We start from the raw sequence: 209 nt of genomic DNA, 5'->3' as shown, positions 1-209 counted from the left end.
GAAATCGAAGTTTCGGACGGAGATACCGATATCCCCGACAACACCGGAACGGTAGATTTCGGAACCGCCACCGTCGGAACCGCCGTTACCCGAACTTTTACGATCGCAAATAGCGGGACGACAGAATTATCCGTTTCCGACATAACTCTCCCAGATGGGTTTAATTTGGTGGGAGATTTTCCGAATGCGATCGCACCCAGTTCCACCGC

The 209-nt window shown here is 52.2% G+C and carries 1 protein-coding gene; it reads left to right on the top strand.

All coding sequences use genetic code 11. The features are described 5' to 3' along the window. A partial coding sequence (locus tag LKE08_RS27645; RefSeq protein WP_324707521.1) for a hypothetical protein occupies window positions 1-209 on the top strand: 209 nt, incomplete at both ends.

Source organism: Lyngbya sp. CCY1209 (assembly GCF_035615495.1).
In the GTDB taxonomy this organism is placed as follows: Bacteria; Cyanobacteriota; Cyanobacteriia; order Cyanobacteriales; family Microcoleaceae; genus Limnospira.
Note: the sequence above shows the minus strand (reverse complement) of the source record. Positions and strands in the feature narration are given on the sequence as shown.